This is a genomic window from Williamsia limnetica (assembly GCF_003217475.1).
GTDB classification, from domain to species: domain Bacteria; phylum Actinomycetota; class Actinomycetes; order Mycobacteriales; family Mycobacteriaceae; genus Williamsia; species Williamsia limnetica.
Genome location: NZ_QJSP01000035.1, coordinates 1 through 17,163, shown reverse-complemented (window position 1 = coordinate 17,163; position 17,163 = coordinate 1). Strand labels below are relative to the sequence as shown.

Below are 17,163 nucleotides of genomic sequence, written 5' to 3'. Positions count from 1 at the left end.
ACCACAAACTCACCTCGGGTCAAGCCGCCGGAGTCGCTGCCGGGGTCGGACTGGTCGCTGCCGGAGCACAACTCGCAGCGTTTCACCGACCGCAGTAGGAAAACGTCTCCCCTACTTCATGCAATCGCGGGCCAGTCGTTGCAGGAGCATTCACTCAGCCGAGCTGACATAGTCGAGCTGACATAGTTACCGATTATCGGCTTCGCACGCTAAGGCACTCGAGCTTCGCAACTGGCTTTAGCCGCGATCGCTTCACTTAGGTGGGGGGCGTGCGCACGTCACATTACGAAAACAGCGACTATTGGCCCCGCCCGCAAACCTGGCGTCGCATCTGACCGTGGCGGGGTTCCTAAGTGAAGTAAGCGCCTGCGCGGCGACAGCGACTGCGAAGACGCCGTCGTCGGCACGGCATAGAAGCCGACCGTCTCGACAAGTACTACAATCATGGCAATGTTCGAGGTGAAGACCATGACGATTGAGGTTCCCCCCGGATAGTGGAGGGTGGTTAGGCGGCCTGAAGGTCCGCGGTCAGTGACATCTCGTAGTCGATGGGACTGAGCATCCCGATCGTTGAGTGCCTCCGTCGAGTGTTGTAGTAATTGAACCAATTGTCAACCGCAGCAACCAATTCGCTCTTGTAGACGTAGCTGTGGCGGTAGTAGTGCTCGTGTTTGAACGTCGACCACAGACTCTCGGCGCCGGCGTTGTCCCAGCACACCCCGGTCCGACCCATCGACCGGAGCAGACCGTACTTCCCGCAAGCCTTCGTCATCAGGGTCGATGTGTACTGAGATCCCCTGTCCGAGTGCATGATGATGCCCTTGGTCCGGCCACGGCGAGTACGAGCGGCCATGTCGACCGCATCGGTCACCAAGTCAGCACGCATGTGATCGGCCACCGCCCACCCCAGCGCCCGTTTCGAATGCTCATCTTTAATTACGCACAGATACATGTCTTCGCCGCCGCAGGTCAGATAGGTAATGTCCGACGTCCACACCGCGTCGATGCGGCCCTGGTCGAAGATGCGGTTGACCAGATCGGGCGGGAACGTCGGATGCGGATCGACGATCGTCGTCGGCGGCGAGAACGTGCGTGGACTGATACCAGCCAGGCCTCGCTCAGCCATGATTTTGGCGACGGTCTTCTCGGTGACGAACTCGCCCCGCGCGCGCAGCTCAGCGGTAATCCTCGGCGATCCGTAGACACCGTGGGAGTCTTTGTGGATCGAGGAGATTCGCACCGCCAACTCTTCCCGACGTTGCCGCTGTGTTCCCAATTCTATTGCCCTGGTTGACTTTAGATGCCGATAGTAACCCGAGGCTGACACACCCAGCAGGGAGGCCATTCGACTGATTGCTGTGCTGGCGCACTCCGTGGCCATCAACGCGTACTTCTCTACCGTTGATGGTTCGCCGCGAAGTACGCCGACGCTTTTTTCAAGAATGCGATGTCCTTCTCCTGATCAGCGACGTGCCGGCGCAGCCGGGCAAGCTCATCGCGCTCGACAGCGGTCAGTGGCTCATCGCCCTCTCGCTGCGCCGCATCCAGGCGCCGCCGCTCATCAGCGACCCACCGCCCCAGCAGGCCTTCGTTGAGGTCGAGATCGCGTGCGACCTCGGCGATGGATCGACCAGAATCGATCACTCGATGCGCAGCATCGACCTTGTACTCGGTCGTGAACGACCGACGCTTTCGCGACATGTGAACATCCTCCCAGCGGAACCGCTGATCCCGCTAGCTCGGTGTCCACTACCTGGGGGGAACCTCAGATCAAGGTTGACCGATGAGACGAAAGTCGACTGTGTGAGCGCTCCACGGAATAGTCGGGTGCCGAACCGCCGCGTCGCGGAAACCATTGCCGCCGACCTGCGTAGCTTGATCTTGGCAGCCGAGAGCTATCAACTTCCCACCCAAGATGAACTAGTCCGCGATTTCGGGGTCAGCTACCCCTCAGTCCGCGAAGCATTGCGCATTCTGGAGACTGAGGGCCTGGTCACTGTTCGACAAGGAAGTGTTGGTGGCGCCGATATCCATCGGCCCGACGGGTTTCGGCGGCTTATCACATTGGGCTCGCCCTGCAAGCCGCAGGTGCCACACTCCGCGATCTTGCACAAGGACTTTTGAAATTAGAGCCCACGATGGCGGCAAGATGCGGGACTCGACCATGTGACCGAACGTCAGGACCTCATTACGCATGCTCCGGACGTCAACACGAAGCATCACGTGGGGCATCTGCGCCGAAATACGCGTACCGCTCAAAAGTATAACGCCCAGCCCCACCTGAAACGCCTCAGACTCACGCACATCTGCCTAACGCAGCGCTCCTGGCTTGGTGACGATCTTTGCCGCCCGGGGGCCGATGGTTGAATCGGGCGGCCACCCTGGCCAGTTCTCTTCGAGTTCGACGGTGTGGCCGGTAACGTGCCCCAGCCCGTGCAGCTGCACGATTCCGGGCAGATAGGGAAGCAGGGTTTCGTACGTCACCACCACGATCTCGTCTTCGGCTGTGCTGACTACTCGCACGTCGTGGCTGGCGTTGATCTGAATGATCACGGCGCTGCTTCGATGGGGTCGTCATCGATCACCCGCCGACGCATTCTCTGAATCAGTGCACCGTCCCTCTCGGCATCGGCGAATGCTTCTTGCCAGTCGGGATCTGACAGCATCTGGGTCCATTTGCTTTCCAGCTCTGCGAGATCGGCGAAGCGAAGGGTGTAGACCAATTCGCCAAATGAGTTCTCGCCGATCAGTGTGCGGCCGGCGCTGACCAACTCCATGTCGTATCGGATGAACGTGGGGGCAGTGTGATTGTTGAACAGGTCGATGATTGCCGGTAGACGACCGGGTACGGCGACATACTCTCGGACTTCGAAGATCATGGTGTTCCTTCGCTGCTGGCGGCTACGACTGCGGGGTGGACAGTTCGTGAAATCGACTGGCATAGAATATGAGTGGGTCCTGTTCCTCCTCGGTGCGGTGCCCGAGGATACGCAGCAGGACGAACTCATGGTCGCCGGTGGTGGTCTCCACTTCGATTTCGCACTCGAGCCAGGCGGTGGCACCGTGCAGAAACAACGCCCCGCTGGGCCCTGTCTCCCAGCTCAAGCCGGCAAACCGGTCGACATTGCGGGCGGCGAGTTGTCGGCACGCTGCCTTCTGGTTGGCCCCCAACACTGACAGCCCGATGCGTGGACGCGAACGCAGCTCTGGCCACGTGGTCGACGATTTCTGAACGAAGACGCCCACCAGTGGCGGCTCCAACGACACGTTGACGAAAGCGCTGACGGCCATGCCGATCGGTTGTTCAGATGAACCGGTGGCACACAGCGCGGTCACCCCGCTCGGGAACCGGCTGAATGTGGCTCGCAGTTCAACGGTGCCCACAATGCCGGCGGCGTCCTGCACGCTTCGGAGATGAGTGGATTCCACAACGTGCCCTCTGACTTCCTTCTGCGTTTCAGAACACATGATTTTTCCCGCCGAATACTTCGCTGACCGAGTTGTCGGTGAAGATGCGGCCGATGGTGTCGGCCAACATCGGCGCGCAGGAAACCACATCGATGGTCGACGGGGCACCGGGGCGCAGCGGGATCGTGTCGGTGACAACGATGCGCTCGAACGGCGAATCGGAGAGGTTCTCGTACGCTCGTCCGCTGAATACCGCATGCGTGGCTGCGGCAAAGACCCGGCGACTTCCGGCCTGCTGCACCGCTTCCCCTGCCGCGCGTAGCGTGCCCGCGGTGTCGATGATGTCGTCGACGATGATCGCCGTCTTTCCCCGCACATCGCCGATCACATTGGTGATCTCAGCCACCTGCTGCTGGGGGCGTTCCTTGTCCATGATCGCCAGGCCGGCGCCGATCCGGGTGGCGAACTGTTTGTTGAGCTTCACCCGTCCGGCATCAGGTGCGACCACCACCAGATCATCATCAAGATCGGCAAAATGGTCGGCGAGCATCATCAGCGCAGTCATGTGGTCAACCGGGATACTGAAGAAGCCCTGGAGCTGACCAGCATGCAGGTCCATGGTGAGCACTCGGTCAACGCCGGTTGCCTCCAAGATGCGTGCAACCATTCGCGCCGAAATCGGCTCTCGCGGAGCAGATTTCTTGTCCTGGCGGGAATACCCGAACCACGGTGTCACGGCCACCACGCGGTGGGCACTCGCACCGACGGCAGCATCGATCATGACCAGCAGCTCGACAAGTGCATCGTTGGCATTGAGGCCCTCTTCAGGATTTGCGCACATCGGCTGAATCAGAAACACGTCTGCCCCACGAACAGATTCGTCGAACCGGCAGTACACCTCGCCGCTCGAGAAGGTCTTAAGAGTGATCAGTCCGAGGTCGACCTGAAGGTGCGAGGCAATCGACGCAGCCAGGGCCGGATTCGCTCTGCCCGAGAACATCATCAACTTCTTCTGAAAACCGAAAGGGAGAGAGGTCGTCATGGTGGTCTTTCCGAGTAGTTGTCACGGCTGTCATAGTTTGTCACTGGGCGGCTGTGGCCGTTTCGATGTTCAGCCGGTAGAAGGGCACGATCACAGACGCGCCAAGTCGACCTCCTCAGCCGAAGGCATGCCACTCCGGGCGCCTCTGTGGCGCACGGATAGAGACGCCGCTGCCACGGCTCGGGTACTGGCTGCGGTAAGAGTCATTCCTGCCGAAAGACCTGCTGCGAGAACGCCATTGAACGTATCTCCGGCACCGGTGGTATCGCGGACGTCTGGCACCGCCACAGCTGGGATCGGTCCGGTTGTACCGTCCGGGGAGGCGACAAGCGCTCCGCCGGCACCCAGAGTGACGGCCAGGCGGGCACCGGTGGCCTGCGCGACCCTTACTGCGGCATCGGCGATGTCGCTGTACGGGACTGCAAGCACGTTGCACAGGTCGCGCAGCTCGGAGGCATTGGGGGTCAGGATCGACGCGGTGTGCGCGGCCGCGACGAGGTCGGTGCGCATGGGTGCAGGATTGAGCACGCAGAGCAGTCGTAGATCACGGGCCGTGGTGACCGCCGCTTCGACCGCCGCCGAGGAGATTTCTGTACTGACCAGCACGCAACTGGCCCAGCCTGCGGCACGGATGACGCCGGACCGAACGAGCGCCGGGTCGACGACGGCGTTGGCTCCCGCAGCTACTGCGATCTGGTTTTCTCCCGCACTGTCGACGACGATCAGGGCGGTGCCGGTCGCAACGTCCTCGAGTACTGCGACGTCGACGACGTCGATGTTCGCGCTGCGCAGGTCGGCCAGCGCCTCGCGCCCCAGATCGTCGGATCCGACAGCGCCGCAATAGCGAACCGGTGCGTTCATGCGAGCAGCGGCGATTGCGGCATTGGCGCCCTTGCCGCCTCCGAACTTGTCGAGACGAGGACCGACCACGGTCTCGCCCGGGCCAGGCAACCGATCCGCGACAACCACGAGGTCGACGTTGAGTGCGCCGATCACCAGGACCCCGTCGTTCATTGCCACTCCCCGGGACTTGTCGCCACAACCGCCACTTGGCTAGGACCGTCCACTGGCCCACGACAGAATCGAGTTCCACAAAATCGGGTAGCCAGTCCACTCGACGAACTCTGGCGGCGCCCAGTGTGGGGCGAGGTCCGAGGTGAAAGCGACCGCGCGACCCGCGCCGAATCCACCGGTGACCAGGATGGGATCATCCCCACTACGGGCGATGACTTCGGCAGTGTCGTCGGCGATCACTCGGTTGTATCCCAAGAGCGGCGGCCAATCTCCAGGTGTTGCGCCGAGTACGGCGTGTTCAGGCGCACAAACCTCGACCTTGCAGCCCTCGGGGACCTCGATCCGGTCGTCATACGGCAGCATGGTCACCGGCAGAACGTTGGCGAGTGGGGTCATACCGAATCGAGCCTTGCCGTCGATCCCGGTGAAGGAAAGATAGCCCCCGATCATGACCAGTCCGCCGCCTCGGCCCACGTAGTCTGCCACCACGCCGAGCCGGTTGGGTGAAGTTTGCGAGCGCAGGAAGGTCTCATCGGGAAGCTGAAACGAGTTCGAGCCGATATCGGAGATGACCACCACGTCGTACTCGTCGATCTCGTGCGCGGATGTAGGAAATCGCGACGAAATCTCGTGTCCGCGCACGTAGTTGACGGTGTGGCCGTCTGAGGCGAGATTGTCGAGGAAGGTGGTGGCGCCTTCCTCGTACTCAGTCGAGTGAAACTGGTCGAAACCTTTCATATGGATCGTGTGTTTGATCCACGATTCACCGGCGAAGAGGATGTTGAGTGGTTCCATGGTGTTCTCCTGTGTGGCGTCAGGGTTCGGGCAGAAGTCCCGGAGGTAGGTCGAGGTATTTGGGTCGCGCATCGTCAACCCGACTTCGAGTTTGTGGGGAACTCGACTGGGGCTCAGGAGAACTCGGGAAGAACTTCTCTGGCCATGAATTCCATGTTCTTGATGACGGCCCCGATGGGCTGGCCGACGGCGACCAGACACGCCATGTGGTCGACACCGAGTGCCTCGTAAGATTTGAACCTCTCGATCATTCGATCGGGCGTGGTGAGGATCGGGTCAGCATACTTTTCGAAAAGCCCATCCTTGGAGACCGACTCCTGTGCGGGTACCATTGCGCCGGCCCTGACCACAGAGTCGTCCTTTTCGCCGTCGGCGCGTGCTGCCAGTCGTTCTTCCTTGGTCTTGTTGCTGTTGCTGCCGGCATGCACCAAGGTGAGGTAGTAGTTGTATTCACTGAGCACATCATCGAAATACTCGGTGGCTTCTTCTTCTGTGCTTCCGAGCCACGTGTGACGCAGGGCCATGACCTGCTGGCGGGCCAGGCCGGTCTTGTCGATTTCGTCGTTGTAGGCCTCCAGCAGCGCTTCAAGATCGCCGTAGGGCTCGAAATTGCCATAGTTCGGTGCCGTGATCAGATTGGTGCCTTGATGCGCGACGCGGCGTACTCCGTCGATACTTTGCGAGGCGGTCCACAACTCGGGGTGGGGATCTGAGGCCGGCTTGGGAACGAGCGTGGTCGGCGGGAACGAGAAGTACTTGCCTTCGTATGACACGTCGTCCTCCATCCACACCCGTTTGATTATCTCCAGGGACTCCTCGTAGATTTCGCGCGAGTCCTTCGGGTCGATGCCGATGCGATCGAGAGGGTAACGACTGCCTCCGCGAGCCACCCCGATGCCGATGCGACCAGGTGCCATCTGGTCGAGGAAGCTCATCTCCGATGCGATGAGCAGTGGGTTGTAGTACGGAAGCACCACGATGCCGGGCATGATCCGCAAACGCTTGGTACGCGCTGCAGCCAAAGCGCTGAACATCATCGACGAAGGATTGCTCACGTAATTCTGAAAGTGGTTCTCGTTGACCGTGACGCCCTCGAAACCGAGATTCTCCGCCGCGTCGACGATGCTGAGCATGTCGTTGAGGAGCTCTGACCACGGACGGTTCATGTCGCGGTAAAAGAACGGTGTTGTGAACCAGATCTTCATGAAATGTAATCCCCTCTATACCGGTGGAATGTCTTGTTCAGGTGGGGCCCGATCTTCAGGCCCCAGCCCTGCGCCGCCGAGGCCGTCGATATCTTGAAGCCTCGTGATAAAGACCCAAACCTCGGGCGGTCAACGCCAATAGAAACGATTCTATCATGGCGGGTCCTCCGCTGTACATATCGATGCGCAGATAGGCTCGGATCACACCCGCACCCCAGGTCCCTACCGAGGACCTACTCGACGACTCCGTAACCCCCGCAGATGATTTGGACGACACCGGCCCGGCCGGCCTCAAGTCACGGCGGTGTTCTCGTGATAGATAAAGCACACGACGAACAACGCAGCCGGCAGAAGCCCCGGTCCGAGTGGTCATCCACCACCCGCAGAATAATCGATTCTTCGGGTGCTCGCCACACGAGAGGAGAACGACCTTCGAGGCCGCCGGCCCCAGCCGATGCGGTGCCACAACAGGCACCTCAGTCTGACGCTGCGGCGCACGTCACGGGCTGGTATCTTCACAACCACGAAAACGGACGCGACGGCCCCCTCTCAGCTCACGAACCCACGTTGAGGGGCGGCGCCGATCCCACCTACGGAATCGCAACGAGTTCTGCTACCTGCGGTTGCCAGGGAATACGTTTGGGTGTAGAAACGATTCTAGCCTGTGGTCGTGAAGGCGAGTCGGCCTTTGGCCCCCGCCGCTGCGTAGGTATGAGGATGACCCTTGCGTTGCCTGAGCTGACGTGACATCGCCACCTAGATGAATAGGAAACGAGAATGAGAACACTTCCGAAGGTACCGCTCTCCTTCACCGAGAGCCTGTACATCGGCGGTCAGTGGGTTCAACCGCACTCGACTACATCGATCGACGTCGTCGACTCGAGCAGTGAACTGGTGTACTACTCGGTGCCCAATGCCGATGTCGAGGACATTGGTCGCGCTATCACCGCCGCTCGCACAGCATTTGACGATGGACCGTGGCCGCGGTTGACCCATGCAGAGCGGGCCCGGGTCCTACTCGACATCGCAGATGCAGTGGAAGCACGCATCGATGACGTGGTCGAGATCTGGCCGCGCGAAACCGGGATACTGGCGTCGTCGGTCGACGTGGTCATGAGAGAAGTGATCGACGCCTACCGGTACTACGCGGGCCTGGCAACAAGCTTCACATTCGAGGAGGAAGTCACGCCCACCAACGGCGCCGACTTCGGAATGATCGTGAAAGAGCCCGTCGGCGTCGTGGGCGCCATCATCCCGTGGAATTCGCCGATGGCGCTCATGGCCTACAAAATTGCGCCGGCCTTGCTCGCCGGATGCACGGTCATCTTGAAATCTTCCCCGGAGGCGCCCGGTGCGGGCTATCTCATGGCTGAGATCGCTGAGCAGCTCGGACTTCCGGCGGGGGTGCTGAACGTGGTCACCGCGGATCGCGCCGCGTCCGAGGCGCTGGTGACCGACCCCCGTGTCGACAAGATCGCCTTCACCGGGTCGACGGAAGCGGGTAAACGAATCGGCGGCATCCTCGGCAGTCGTATTGCCCGGTCGTCGCTCGAGCTCGGCGGGAAGTCGCCGGCCATCGTTCTCGACGATTTCGATATCGCAGAGGCAGCACACACGATTGCCTCGGCCGAGTGTTTTCTATCCGGACAGATCTGCGCGTCCCTGACCAGGGTGATCGTTTCCGAAAGTCGTCACGACGAGATGGTTGATGCATTGGCGGCCGAGTTCAGTCGCGTGAGCATCGGCGACCCCTACGACCCGGATGTCGCTGTTGGACCGGTGGCCACCGAGCGACAGAGGGCACGCATCGAGAACTACATCGAGATCGGACAGCAAGAAGGGGCCACCCTGGCGTACGGCGGTGGTCGTCCCCCTCACCTCGATCGCGGTTTCTTCGTCGAGCCAACGGTATTCGGAAATGTCGGGGTGACATCTCGGCTCGCTCAGGAAGAGATATTCGGTCCGGTGCTGGCGGTGTTGTCTGCCCGTGATGTAGATGACGCCGTACGAATTGCCAACGCGACCGAGTTCGGCCTCAATGCCTCTGTTTTCACCCATGAGTCGCGGCGAGTCCTCGAGATCGCGCGGTCGCTGCACTCGGGCACTGTCGGACAGAATGGCAACCGCGCAGACTTCGGCATCGGATTCGGCGGTTTCAAAAGGTCCGGGATCGGCCGCGAAGGTGGCGTCGCGGGCCTGCAGGCATACTTGGAGAACAAAACAGTTGTCCTCGACGCACGTCCCGAGTAGTGCTCGGCATTGCAGGAGTGTGGCCGAAGCCGCAGTCACCGACGGCGATTCGTACTGAACAGTTAGTAGGTAGGTAGTGAATGACATCGCCATCGAGAACGGCCTGTTGTGGCTGGGTTCTGGAGAGTGCCACAAGGCGGGCCTCCTCTACATCAAGGACGGCAGGGTCAGCTATGCCGGCGACCACCGCGCGGACGTCGTTCCCCCGGGTACAGAGTGCATCGATGCAACAGGGTGTGCGGTGTTGCCAGGTCTGATTGATTGTCATGTGCATCTGACGACGAACTCAGACAGCCGCCGGGTCGTTGCCAGCGATGTCTTCCGTGGCCAGCGGACCGGTCCCGAGAAGCTGTTACACGGCTATCGAAACTCACTGCGGGCGCTCAGCGCGGGATTCACGACGCTGCGCTGCATGGGCCACCGGGGAGTCGGCGAGACCGAGTTGCGAGACATGATCGCTGACGGTCTGATGATCGGGCCGAATCTCGTTGTCGCCCCGTGGTGGATCACCATGACGAACGGTCACGGCGACCTGTTCTACCCCCCATATACATCCCGACGCGAGTGGGATACCGCCGACGGCGTTGACGCCTGTCGGGAAATGGTTCGCTTGCAAGCCCGCAGCGGAGCAGACTTCATCAAGGTGATGGCCAGTGGCGGAATGTCGAAGGGAGAGAAGCCTCATTGGCCCAACTACACCGTTGCCGAGCTCTCTGCAGTTGTCGAGGAGGCTCATGACATGGATCTACGTGTCGCCGCGCACGCTCTATCGCTCGAGGGTATTCGTCGCAGCATCGAGGCCGGCGTCGACAGTATCGAACACGGCTCCTACCTCGACGAGGACTGCGCCGGCGAGATGGCGCGTCGAGGAATCTATCTGGTTCCCACCATGGCATTCAACGACTGGTGTCAGCGCGAAGGCACCGAACGCGGCCTGACTTCGTCGGGTGTCGAGGGTCTGCGTGATGCACATGACCGAACACTGGAGGCCTTCGGTCTCGCGCGTTCGGCAGGAGTCAAGATTGCGATGGGCACGGATTCGTCGGGAACGCTCTGCCCATTTGGGGCACACTATCGAGAACTCGAACTCTATGTCGAGCACGGCATGTCAACGATGGAAGCTCTGACAACCGCGACCGGAACGGCGTCAGATCTGCTGGACAGGCCGGATGTCGGCTCTCTTCGAAGCGGCTCCATCGGCGACGTATTGATCGTCGACCAGGGGGTTCTCGACGACATATCTCTCCTGCGCGGGGGGATCAAATCCGTGTTGCGGTCCGGACGCGATATCAGCACCTACTTGGCAGCGTCATCAGAGGCACTCGAGCTGGAGGTGTCGACGAATTGATGTGGAGGGCGCCTGCCCTTCACGAGCGATCCCTTGTCACAGGTATCTCGATGGTTGAACAACAGGAAGAAGGGCACAAGAAATGCCATACATAGAGGCAAGCTTTTTCGAGGATCGGTTCGCTGACAACCAATTCGCCCCGGACATGGTTGCAGAACTGACCAAGGCGGTATCGGCTGTGCTCGGAGAGGACATTGCCGCGGATACGACGGTCGTGATACACGGCATACCGCGCGAACGGTGGGGCCACGGAGGCAAGATGATGGGATGATGGCGCCCGGTGTGCGTCGCGGACCCGCCAACGATCGACACGTGTCCCACGTCCGGGTTGCAGGCGCGGGTGGCGGTAGATTGATGCCTCTATGAACAAGGGCCGGCCACCAACGATGAAGGACGTCGCTCGCCACGCGGGCGTCTCCGTCAGCACTGTGAGCTACGTCCTCAACGACAGCGGCCCCGTTGCTCCGGCACGCAAAGCCCGGGTGCTCGATGCGGTACGTGTCCTCGACTACGCCCCGAACGAAGCCGCCCGCGGCCTCAAGAGGAGATCGGCCCCAACCATCGGCCTGGTTGTACCCGAACTCTCAAATCAGTTCTTCGCGTTGCTGGTCGAGGGCGTTGAGCAGACCGTCTCTGCCAGTGGCGGATTGGTGGTTTTGTGCGCCCCGGAGGCCACGGGCGCGGAAGAATCGGTGAACGGTCGACTACTGCGCAGCCAGCGGATCAACGGCATCGTCTACCTGTCTGGCGCCATGACGTCGCCGCGGTCCCTGCTCGAGCTCACCCGACTGGGACCGGTGGTCCTCGTCGACGAGCAAGTGCCCGGTTTTGATCTGCCCGCGATCGTCTCTGATAACCGCCGTGGAGCGCGCGAGGTCGCTGCGCATGTCATCGGTTTCGGCCACCGCAGGTTGGCAATCATCGCCGGACCGAAGAACCTGTGGTCGACACAGCAGCGACTGTCGGGATACCGAGAAGCGATCGCGTCCATCGGGATCGAGCCCGATTCGGTCCCCACCCATTGGGGCGACTACCACCAGAAGTCCGGTTGGGACGGTGCAGAAAAGTTCCTCTCCGGCCCACCCGCTGATCGACCCACCGCCCTCCTCTGCGCGAACGATCTGATGGCGGTCGGCGCCCTCGAATACTGCCGTTCACGAGATATCAGCGTTCCGACCGATGTGAGCGTCGTCGGCTTTGACGATCTCCCCTTCGTCTCGCTGCTGACGCCACGACTCACCACTGTCCGCCAGCCGGCTCGCGACATGGGCCAGCAGGCGGCATCGTTGCTGTCGGACCTCATCGAGGACACCGCCGGCCCGGAATCGCCCGATCCGCTGCCGACCACACTGCAGGTCAGGAACTCGGTTGTCGCGCCGAGCGACTAGCCCTCGTCCGCACACCCACGCACCCGGTGTCGATGGTGCAGGACCCATCGACGCCATGGTCATCCTCACGAACATCACCGGCAATCCATCTCGCCACGTAGCAAGAACCTGATGCAGTAGCGGCCGCAGTAGACCTCACTAACGAATTACTTGTGCGCTGAGCGCAATCCGGCACGAGCCCGCTCATCGCTTGGCCTCGCCACGTTCTCTTGTCAGCATCGGCAGCTCGGATGTGCCCTCCAACTCCTGCACCATCCGATGAATCCCTCCGGACACATTCAGGCCGCTTGCGCGCCAGGCCTACGGTAGAACCCATTCTAGCGACCACCCGATGAGGACCGTCGAGATGTGAACCCAACGATAAGATCTGCTCACAGTGGTCCAGCCAGACGAACGAAATAGCCCTTGAACTGGTATTTAGTGCGTTCTGCCGAGAAGCTACCAGCGTCCGGCGGCCCATCCGACGCCCTAGGGATTACTACATCCCCTTGCACCTCTTGCTTTCACAAGTAGAAACGATAATAGTGGTGTGTGTTACACCACATTGTCGAGGTGCATCACCTCGGCCACCTGGGCAAACAACTCCGACTCGGAGGTCCTCCGACATCGAAACATCGTGTTAACCAACGCCTTACCGTCGTCGGGGCAAGATGAACAGTGCCGTCCCACAGGGACTCGTCGACGCGCACCGGCCCGACCCTCAGACGATCTGCGAAACACCAACGGGCGAGAACGACCAGTAGAAACGAATCCACCCGCAACCGACAGGATCCAGAAATGCCGCTCAGCAGCAGCTACGACAACATCATCATCAACACCGATAACTACAAGCACTGCCACTACCCGCTCTACCCACCGGGCACCGAGTACGTGAACAGCTACATCGAATCCCGTGGCGGCGAGTTCCCGGTGACGATGTTCGTCGGCCTGCAGGCCTTCCTCCGTGACTACCTCATGCATCCCATCACGCTCGAGGACATCGATCAGGCCGAGTACTACATGCGCGAGCAAGGCATGCATTTCAACCGTGAGAATTGGATGGGAATCCTCAACGACCACGGTGGATTCCTACCCGTCGAGATCGAGGCGGTCCCGGAGGGTTTGGTGTTGCCGACCAAGAACGTCCTGGTCCAGATCATCAACACCGACCCAAAGTACTTCTGGGCCACCAGCTTCTTCGAGACCGCTCTGCTGCGCGCGGTGTGGTACCCGACCACGGTCGGCACCATCAGCTGGCTTGCCAAGGCGGTCATCCGCGAGGCTCTGGACCGCACCTCGGACAATCCCGGTGTACTTCGGCACATGCTGCACGACTACGGCGCCCGCGGGGTCAGCTCGCAGCAGTCGGCCGCCCTCGGTGGACTCGCACATCTCGTGAACTTTTCGCAGAGCGACACCGTACCCGGCATCATCGCCGCGAAAGAGATCTACAACGCGGTGGCGCCGTCCAATTCTGGCCCCAACTCCGAGCACGCCGGGTTTTCGGCCTGGGGTCGTGAGAATGAGGCCGCGGCAATGCGGAACATGCTCGAGGTCCACGCTCCGTCCGGATGCGCACTGCTGCTCACTGACACGTACGACCATGAGAACGCCGTCAAGAACATCATCGGCAAGGAACTCGCCGAAGAAGTCCGCAACTTCCCCGGACTCGTCGGTGTCCGCCCAGACTCCGGCGACATCGTCCAGGTGACCGCGGACACGACCGACTGGTTGATGGACGCATTCGGCTACGAAGTCAACAGCAAGGGCTTCAAGGTTCTGCCGCCGTTCGTCCGCACGGTACAGGGCGACGGCGTCAACCGGGACAGCCTGCCGCTCGTGTTCGCCGAGATGGAACGGCGCGGAATGTCCGCCGAGAACGCCGTCTTCGGTATGGGTGGCGGGCTGCTGCAACACTGCAACCGAGACACGATGAACTTCGGGCAGAAGGCCAGTGCAGTCATGGTCAACGGTGAGTGGCGTGCAATCGGCAAGTCCCCCACCGGCGACCTGATGAAGACGTCGAAGAAGGGGCGTCTCGCCCTGACCTTCGAGGACGGTGAGTACAAGACCGTGCAGCGAGACTCGGTGAGCCCCGAGCAGAATCTGCTCAAGCCGGTCTTCCGCAGCGGAAAACTCCTCAAGAAGTGGGACTTCAGCGAGTTGATCGAACTCAGCGAAAAAGACGTACCGGAGTCGTACTACGCGGCGGCCATCGCGCCCCTACGCAACGCCGTCGGTGGTCAGGACGCCGCGGTCGCCTGACCTCTGGCCTGTTCGCCCCGGTGGGCAAGGCGATGCCTGCCCACCGGGTCGATATTGTCATATGAGCCCACCATCCCCGAGGAATCGATAACCCTGTGACCAAGCTGCACATTTTCGACATGGATGGCACGCTCCTGCGATCGACCGCGTCGATCGAGATCTCGAAGGTCAGCGGCAACATGGCCACCGCCGAAGAGATCGAGAAGAACTGGTTGCTCGGGCGGATCACCGACATCCAGTTCTGGCAACAATGTCTGCCCATCTGGGCCGACATGACCGAGGCCGACATCGATCACGCTTTCGTGAACGCACCGTGGATCGATGCGGTTGAGAACGTCTTCGCCGACATCGACCGCCGCGGCGAACGCAGTGTTGTCATCTCACAATCGCCCGAGTTCTTCGTCAAGCGCTTCACATCGTGGGGCGCACACGGCGCGTTCGGAACCGGGATCGAAATCGGCGTCGAACCGCACGAAAGCATGCTGTTATCCGCTGGCGACAAAGTCACCATCGTTCAAGACCTGTTGCAGCAGTATGGTATCGAACCAGACGATTGTGTCGCCTACGGTGATTCGACCTCCGATATCCCCCTGTTCCGCTGGCTCCGGAACACTGTGGCCGTGAACGCCAGCCCACAGGTCCGGGAACTGGCCTCCGTGGAATACGACGGGCTCGATCTGCGCGAAGCCTACGAAATCGGCCTAGCCCTGATATCGGGGCGCGCGGTGTCATGATCCCCGCCGACGGCCCGCTCTACCTCGACTGTGACACCGGCATCGACGATGCGTTGGCCCTGGCCTTCCTCCTCGGTGCCGGCCACCCACCTGATCTGGTCGGCACCGTCAGTGGGAATGTCGGCGCCGCCGTCGCGGCAGACAATACTCGCCGGATCCTGTCTCTTTTCGGATATTCGGACATCCCAGTTGCCGTCGGTCTCGACTACCCACCTCTGCTAGGTCATCCTCGCGGCGCATCGCAGTTTCATGGCGCCAACGGAATCGGCGGAGTGACCCTTGCACCCGTGCGTACGCCGCCACCGCCCACAGCCGGAGCCGTCGACGAGCTGATCACGTTGGCTCAGCGGCATCGGGGTGCGCTTCACATCATCGCTACCGGGCCGCTGACCAACATCGCCGAAGCGCTGCGCCGCGAGCCCGATCTGCCCGATGCGATCGCGTCCATCACGGTGATGGGGGGCGCCGCACATGTACCCGGCAATGTGACTCCATACGCCGAGGCCAACATTCTCGGCGACCCCGAAGCCGCAGCAGCGACGTTCACGTCACGTTGGCACCAGCTCCTGCTGGTGCCGATCGACATCACCAACAAGCATTTGCTCAGCGTTGCCGACAAACGGCGACTCCTTTATTCCCCCAGCGCTGCAGTACGTTCCGTGGGCGAGATGCTGAACTGGTACTTCGACTCCTACCGGCAGGAGCATGCCGGCTTGTGGTGCCCTACCCACGACCCGTTGGCCGCGGCGCTCGCCGTCGGCGCGGTGGAGCTGACAGACGCTCCGGCAGTGACGATCACCGTGGACACCGGTATGGGACCGCAACGGGGGCGAACGACCGTACGCGCGAATGCGGGATCCGACATCGAGTCGTCCCCGCGTGTCGCGCTCGGGACGAGACAGCAGTCGGCAGACGTCATCATCGACGCAGTGTGTAGCCTCGCCGACACCGGTTGACACACCAACGGCTGGTGCGTGGTCAGAGACCACCAGCATCCGGGAAGACCCGCCCTCGTTGGCGATGCCAACCGCGGCACTTCGGTGAGCGAAACTAGCGAAATCCGATAAGCGCCGTCACACCACGGGCAGATCGAACTCGGCATCGCGCTTGCAGAGCGTTGCCCGCGTGTGCCTCGTCGCCACATCCAGAAACAGGTGATTGCCTCGGGCGCAACGATTCCATGGGGCAACGGCGCACCGATGGCGGTCAGGCATCAACACCGGCCGCCCGAGGTCGTTTGCCGCTGGTGACACACAAGCCATCTGCGCTACTTTAATGAGCGACAGTGAGATGCCTCCCGATTACCGCTGGCCAGAGGCATTCGATCCGCGCTAAGCGTTTTTAGCAGTCATTGCCTAGCGACTTAAGGACCGCCGACCTCAGATTTGAGCCCCCGTAGTTACCGATTATCGGCGTCAGCACCGCGCGATGACCTTTCGCTTTTCAGATGGAAGTAACCCCAGGGAAAACCGGTTGTCCCAGGTCAGACCGGTCCACGCCTGCCGGTTCAGACCCCTCGGACCACCCCATCCAAGATTTTCGCCCCATATTTGCCCCATGGCGGTTGCCCCATGTGCCCCATGGATGGCGCCCGCCGGACTGACCAGTGGGTCCGTGCGTCACGTCGAGTCGGTTTTGGGTGTCAGCGGTCACGTAATTCCCCAGGTTGATGGGGTTGTCCGTCACGTAATTCCCCACCTGGCCGTCACGTAATTCCCCACCCTGGGGTGTGTCG

17 protein-coding genes are annotated in these 17,163 nt (G+C 61.3%); 8 read left to right on the top strand and 9 right to left on the bottom strand.

Features of this window, described 5'->3' with window-relative positions; translation table 11 throughout:
- Positions 1 to 505 precede the first annotated feature (505 nt).
- Positions 506 to 1,444 carry an IS3 family transposase gene (locus tag DFR67_RS29745; protein WP_110473061.1) on the bottom strand — a complete coding sequence of 313 codons (939 nt, stop codon included), beginning with the start codon at positions 1,442 to 1,444 and terminating at the stop codon, positions 506 to 508.
- Entirely contained in the window at positions 1,396 to 1,701 is a 306-nt protein-coding gene (locus DFR67_RS29740) for a transposase (protein WP_110473060.1), read from the bottom strand. Before DFR67_RS29740 ends, DFR67_RS29745 begins: the two co-directional genes overlap by 49 nt.
- Between DFR67_RS29740 and DFR67_RS29735 the strand changes: the two genes are divergently transcribed.
- Positions 1,648 to 2,124 carry a FadR/GntR family transcriptional regulator gene (locus DFR67_RS29735; protein WP_245938246.1) on the top strand — a complete coding sequence of 159 codons (477 nt, stop codon included), beginning with the start codon at positions 1,648 to 1,650 and terminating at the stop codon, positions 2,122 to 2,124. The genes DFR67_RS29740 and DFR67_RS29735 overlap by 54 nt on opposite strands.
- A 186-nt stretch (positions 2,125 to 2,310) precedes the next feature.
- Here the strand turns inward: DFR67_RS29735 and DFR67_RS29730 are convergent, their stop codons facing one another.
- The 7 genes from DFR67_RS29730 to DFR67_RS29700 form a co-directional block, all read right to left on the bottom strand.
- Positions 2,311 to 2,553 (bottom strand): hypothetical protein, encoded by a 243-nt coding sequence (locus DFR67_RS29730; protein ID WP_084891972.1) that lies wholly within the window; start codon positions 2,551 to 2,553, stop codon positions 2,311 to 2,313.
- A complete protein-coding gene (locus DFR67_RS29725; protein ID WP_084891973.1) occupies positions 2,550 to 2,879 on the bottom strand; it encodes an NIPSNAP family protein in 330 nt (109 codons plus the stop codon). The genes DFR67_RS29730 and DFR67_RS29725 overlap by 4 nt, the downstream gene beginning before the upstream one ends.
- A gap of 22 nt (positions 2,880 to 2,901) precedes the next feature.
- On the bottom strand, positions 2,902 to 3,405 hold the full coding sequence (locus DFR67_RS29720; protein WP_240498124.1) for a flavin reductase family protein: 504 nt from the start codon (positions 3,403 to 3,405) through the stop codon (positions 2,902 to 2,904).
- 52 nt (positions 3,406 to 3,457) lie between these two features.
- Entirely contained in the window at positions 3,458 to 4,450 is a 993-nt protein-coding gene (locus DFR67_RS29715) for a ribose-phosphate diphosphokinase (RefSeq protein ID WP_110473059.1), read from the bottom strand.
- 90 nt (positions 4,451 to 4,540) lie between these two features.
- Positions 4,541 to 5,464 carry a PfkB family carbohydrate kinase gene (locus tag DFR67_RS29710; protein WP_110473058.1) on the bottom strand — a complete coding sequence of 308 codons (924 nt, stop codon included), beginning with the start codon at positions 5,462 to 5,464 and terminating at the stop codon, positions 4,541 to 4,543.
- A gap of 39 nt (positions 5,465 to 5,503) precedes the next feature.
- The gene (locus tag DFR67_RS29705; RefSeq protein ID WP_084892022.1) at positions 5,504 to 6,259 is read right to left on the bottom strand and encodes a glutamine amidotransferase; all 756 of its coding nucleotides are present in this window, start codon (positions 6,257 to 6,259) and stop codon (positions 5,504 to 5,506) included.
- A gap of 113 nt (positions 6,260 to 6,372) precedes the next feature.
- Positions 6,373 to 7,464, bottom strand: a complete 1,092-nt coding sequence (locus DFR67_RS29700) for an LLM class flavin-dependent oxidoreductase (protein ID WP_084891976.1) — start codon at positions 7,462 to 7,464, stop codon at positions 6,373 to 6,375.
- Positions 7,465 to 8,241: 777 nt separating this feature from the next.
- Between DFR67_RS29700 and DFR67_RS29695 the strand changes: the two genes are divergently transcribed.
- The 7 genes from DFR67_RS29695 (at position 8,242) to DFR67_RS29665 (ending at position 16,384) form a co-directional block, all read left to right on the top strand.
- Positions 8,242 to 9,714 carry an aldehyde dehydrogenase gene (locus DFR67_RS29695; RefSeq protein ID WP_110473057.1) on the top strand — a complete coding sequence of 491 codons (1,473 nt, stop codon included), beginning with the start codon at positions 8,242 to 8,244 and terminating at the stop codon, positions 9,712 to 9,714.
- A gap of 76 nt (positions 9,715 to 9,790) precedes the next feature.
- Positions 9,791 to 11,062: a metal-dependent hydrolase family protein gene (locus DFR67_RS29690; RefSeq protein WP_110473056.1), complete on the top strand. Its 1,272-nt coding sequence runs from the start codon at positions 9,791 to 9,793 to the stop codon at positions 11,060 to 11,062.
- A gap of 82 nt (positions 11,063 to 11,144) precedes the next feature.
- Positions 11,145 to 11,333, top strand: a complete 189-nt coding sequence (locus tag DFR67_RS29685) for a tautomerase family protein (protein ID WP_110473055.1) — start codon at positions 11,145 to 11,147, stop codon at positions 11,331 to 11,333.
- Between the two features lie 91 nt (positions 11,334 to 11,424).
- A complete protein-coding gene (locus DFR67_RS29680; protein ID WP_245938245.1) occupies positions 11,425 to 12,450 on the top strand; it encodes a LacI family DNA-binding transcriptional regulator in 1,026 nt (341 codons plus the stop codon).
- Between the two features lie 777 nt (positions 12,451 to 13,227).
- On the top strand, positions 13,228 to 14,694 hold the full coding sequence (locus tag DFR67_RS29675; protein ID WP_110473053.1) for a nicotinate phosphoribosyltransferase: 1,467 nt from the start codon (positions 13,228 to 13,230) through the stop codon (positions 14,692 to 14,694).
- Positions 14,695 to 14,813: 119 nt separating this feature from the next.
- Entirely contained in the window at positions 14,814 to 15,428 is a 615-nt protein-coding gene (locus tag DFR67_RS29670; RefSeq protein WP_110473062.1) for an HAD family hydrolase, read from the top strand.
- Positions 15,425 to 16,384: a nucleoside hydrolase gene (locus DFR67_RS29665; RefSeq protein WP_110473052.1), complete on the top strand. Its 960-nt coding sequence runs from the start codon at positions 15,425 to 15,427 to the stop codon at positions 16,382 to 16,384. Before DFR67_RS29670 ends, DFR67_RS29665 begins: the two co-directional genes overlap by 4 nt.
- Positions 16,385 to 17,163 lie beyond the last annotated feature (779 nt).